The sequence below is a fragment of the Streptomyces sp. MMG1121 genome, assembly GCF_001280015.1.
In the GTDB taxonomy this organism is placed as follows: domain Bacteria; phylum Actinomycetota; class Actinomycetes; order Streptomycetales; family Streptomycetaceae; genus Streptomyces.
This window is the reverse complement of sequence record NZ_LGDV01000008.1, coordinates 1-3,876: the sequence shown is the minus strand read 5'-3', so window position 1 is coordinate 3,876 and position 3,876 is coordinate 1. Positions and strand designations below refer to the sequence as shown.

The 3,876-nt window shown below is 66.7% G+C and carries 3 protein-coding genes and 1 pseudogene; 2 read left to right on the top strand and 2 right to left on the bottom strand.

The annotated features are described in order from the left end of the window. Both ADK64_RS03090 and ADK64_RS03085 read left to right on the top strand, forming a co-directional pair. Positions 1–366 (top strand): hypothetical protein (locus ADK64_RS03090; RefSeq protein WP_234384446.1); only part of this gene is annotated, 366 nt, incomplete at its 5' end. 247 nt (positions 367–613) lie between these two features. Then, the gene (locus tag ADK64_RS03085) at positions 614–982 is read left to right on the top strand and encodes a hypothetical protein (RefSeq protein WP_053654598.1); all 369 of its coding nucleotides are present in this window, start codon (positions 614–616) and stop codon (positions 980–982) included. Positions 983–1,102: 120 nt separating this feature from the next. Here ADK64_RS03085 and ADK64_RS42410 read toward each other — a convergent pair. Together ADK64_RS42410 and ADK64_RS03075 are read right to left on the bottom strand one after the other, a co-directional pair. Further along, positions 1,103–1,984 (bottom strand): annotated as a pseudogene (locus ADK64_RS42410) (IS5 family transposase). A gap of 122 nt (positions 1,985–2,106) precedes the next feature. Then, positions 2,107–3,555 (bottom strand): MFS transporter, encoded by a 1,449-nt coding sequence (locus tag ADK64_RS03075; RefSeq protein WP_199829468.1) that lies wholly within the window; start codon positions 3,553–3,555, stop codon positions 2,107–2,109. Positions 3,556–3,876 lie beyond the last annotated feature (321 nt).

Here is a 3,876-nt window from a genome sequence, read left to right as displayed (position 1 = left end):
GAAACGATCTGTACGACTGATCGTTCTTCAGGTATGACCAACGCCAAGTGCATCCTTGCCGCGATCGCCTTGACCGGTGCGGCCGTCATCAGCATGAGCACCAGCGCCTACGCTGCTTCGGGGAACCGCAGCACGCTGGGTAACGGTGAGTGGCTCCTCACAGGAAATTCTCTTTTTAGTGAGGACGGCAGTGTCGAGTTCAAGTGCCAGGATGGGAAAATCGGCATCTACTGGGGCGGCGAGGCCCGGTGCCAGAACACTCCGCAACAAAGGTATGACGTCAAGGGGCTGATCATGCAGGGCGACGGGAACGTGGCCCTCTACACGAAGTCCGGCGAGGCCATCACTAACAACGCGCCACACTAGGGCGTGTCCGGCAGGTCGTCTGATGGCTCGCGCCTTGATCGCTTGCGTCAGACGCATCACGGTCGCCCGGGTAACCCTTATGGCGGAGCGCTCGATTACCCAGAGTGAACGCTAGGTTTGCTTTTGTGCGCTCCCTTGATCACTCGGGCGCCTGTGGGTTAACGGCGTGCTGAAAGGGTTTTCCCGCCATGATCCCCTCGGATGGCCGATCGCGGATCGGCTGCCACAGAGAGAAGGAAGTTCGCGTATGCGTCTGCGTCACACGGTCGGCGCCGCCCTCGGCGCCCTCGCCCTCCTCGTCACCCTCCCCACACCGGCCGACGCCGCGACGGGCTTTGTCCTCTTCCAGTACGGCGACCCGCTCCTGCCGAAGTCGACGTGGCAGTCGGGCCAGCTCGAAAACCCGCCGGCGGACGGCGTTTGTTACAACCTCCCCGAGGTCCAGGGGCATCCCCTGTGGTTCGGCATCGGGCCCAACAACGCGATGGCGGAAGAGACTGTCTACGTCTTCACGGAGGTGGACTGCCTCGGCGTACGAACGAAGGTGGACCCCGGAGTGAAGAAGGGCAACAACGTCATCTTCAAGTCGTACCTCATCGAAAACCTCGGCGGATGATCGCCCCGGGATTGAGCTGACAGTGACGGCCGGGCCGAGGGACAGCACCAGCGGGATCTCCCCGCCCCCTCCCCCGGCCCGCCCGTCGCCCCCACTCCCCACCGGATTGCGTCCGGTGGGTCAGGCATAGAGCCACAGTCGAAGGGCAGCGACGGTCACGGTGCCGTGGAAGACATAGGCCCGCTTGTCGAACCTCGTGGCTACTGCCCGGTTGGTCTTCAACTTCCCGATCAGACGTTCCACTTCGTTCCTGCGGACATAGCGAGCCTTCTCAAAGCTGGTTGGCCGACCGCCTCGGCTCCCACGACGCACACGGTTGGCCTGCTGGTTCCTCGGCTCAGGGATGGTGTGCTTGATCCGGCGGCGCCGGAGGTAGCGACGATTGCGCCGCGAGCTGTAGGCCCGGTCGCCGCTGACGTGGTCCGGGCGGGTGCGCGGGCGCCCGCCGTTCGGCCGAGGGACGCGGACGCGCTCCAGGACGGGAACCATTTGAGGTGCATCACCCCATTGTCCGGGGGTGATCAGCAAGGCCAAGGGTCGTAGGCCGCCTTCACTCGCCAGATGAATCTTCGTGGTGAGCCCGCCGCGAGAGCGGCCGAGCCCTTCATCGTCCCGGTGTTGAGCCGGCCGGGCTCGTCTACCTGGCATTTTCGGCGGCCGGTGACGGGCACCCGCAGCGTGCTGGTGAGCCCGGCAGATCGTCGAATCCACGCCGACCATCGACCAGTCGATTCGCCCCTGCGTATCGGCGTCGGCTTGAACGGCTCGCAGGAGCATCTCTCAGGTGCCATCCGCCGACCAGCGGCGATGCCGGTCGTAGACCGTCTGCCACTTACCGAACCGGGACGGCAGATCACGCCACGGGATACCCGTCCGCAGCCGAAACAGAATCCCGTTGATCACCCTGCGGTGACACTTCCAACGCCCACCCCGCCCCACGTTCCTTGGTACATACGGCTCCAGCCGGGCCCACTCTGCATCACTGAGATCTCTCCGCCCCACGAACCTGAAGACGAGTCTTCCTCTCGGTTCGTCACCGACCCGTCGGACAGGCCCTAGCGACCGGACATTCAGCAGGCCCCGGACTTCGCTTCTGCGTCGTCTGCCACGGGGCGCCGGCAGGGTCAGTGGTCTGTGCCGGTCTTCGTGCCAGGAGCATCGTGTGGGGGTTTGGGGGGCACGCACCACCATGCGAGGCCTGCGGCGGTCAGGTAGGCGAGTGCGCCGATGGCCGTACTGACGCGGAGTCCCTGACCGAAGGTGGCGGCGGTGGCGAGCAGGGTGCCGCCGAGGGCCACGCCGGTCGTACTGCCCACCTGGCGGGTGGTGTTGAAGAGAGCGGAAACGGTCCCTGAGTACGCCAGGGGCGCGGCACCCATCACCGTGGAGGTCGCGCCGGTGAGTGCGAAAGAGGTGCCGAATCCTGCTGCCATCATGGGGGCGATGAGCAGCGGGTAGGCGGGGTCGGCTCCGGCCGCGGTCCATCCCGCCAGGCCGGCGGAGGCCAGGAGCATGCCGGTGATCACCAAGGGGCGGTCTCCGGTGCGGCGGGTGAGCCGAGCCGACACGACGGAAGCGAACATGGTCATCGCCACCGCGGGGAGCAGCGCCGCTCCGGTGGCGAGCGCGCTGAAGCCGCGCTGGTGCTGGAAGTACAGGCTGGCGGTGAACAGCATGGCGTAGAAGCCGAAGTTGAACAGCATGCCGATGGCGATGCCGCCGCCCAGAGCACGCGAGCACAGCAGGTCCAGCGGTACGGCGGGAGAGCCCGCCAGCCGTTCGCGGACCACGAACGCCGCGGCGGCCAGCACGGACAGGCCCACCCCCGTGAGGACCGCCGGAGCGGTCCACCCACGTCGTCCAGCCTCGTTGAGCGCGGCCGTCAGCAAGGCCACCGCCGCCACGACCGCACACTGTGCGGGCCAGTCGACGGCACGGGAGACCAGGCGGGAGGAGGACTCCACATGGCGGAGTGTCAGCACGAGGCAGGCGACGCCGACGGGCAGGTTGATCAGGAACACCCATCGCCAGCCCACCGTGGAGACCAGCAGCCCACCCAGCAGCGGCCCGGCGGAGGCCGCGATGCCAGCCATGGATCCCCACAGACCGAAGGCCCTCGAACGAGCAGCCGGAGCGGGATACGCCTGCCGGAGCAGTGCCAGCGAACCGGGCACGATCAGTGCCGCCCCCAGCCCCTCCACCAGACGGGCGACGGTCAGGAAAGGAGCATTGGGCGCGAGAGCGCAGGCGGCGGAGGAGGCGGTGAACACGACCACGCCCGCGCAGAAGATCCGGCGGTTTCCCAACCGGTCACCCAGCGCACCGCCCGTCAGCAGGAAACCGGCGAAGACCAGGGTGTATCCGTCGGTGATCCACTGGATGCCCGTGACGGAGGCCGACAGCTCCCGGCCGATCACCGGCACCGCGACGCTGATGACCGTCACGTCCAGGATCACCATGAAGTACCCGGCGCACACAGCAAGCAGCGGGACCAAGGACTGCGCCCTGTACCGCTTGCCTGGTTGACCGGGGGAGGCGGACGCTCCGCTGCCGGCAGATTCTGCGAACGCCATGCCCTCGACTCCAACCCCGTACCAGCATCCTGCGGAAATAGCCACACTAACGGGGCAAGTCAGATATCTCTCCTTTAGTGGAGGATATGTCACCGTGATCTCCATGGATCACGGGCCGCGATCATGGCTGTCCGTGCCATGCTCATCTCACCTTCTCCTCTTCGGTCCGTGTGGCCTGGAGGATCTCGCCCACGACCGGCTGGGACCGCTCCACCCGGGCTCGAGCCGCTTCTTCTGGGCCTTGGGGAAGTAAGGGGTGTCAAGGAAGGCTCGGCCACTGCCGACGGTGGACTTCCATACCGGCAGGGGGCAGGGGGCAGG

Excerpts from the sequence above, each read along its gene's own strand:
- ADK64_RS03085 (WP_053654598.1), top strand. The coding sequence starts at position 614 with ATGCGTCTGCGTCACACGGTCGGCGCCGCCCTCGGCGCCCTCGCCCTC.
- ADK64_RS03075 (WP_199829468.1), bottom strand. The coding sequence starts at position 3,555 with ATGGCGTTCGCAGAATCTGCCGGCAGCGGAGCGTCCGCCTCCCCCGGT.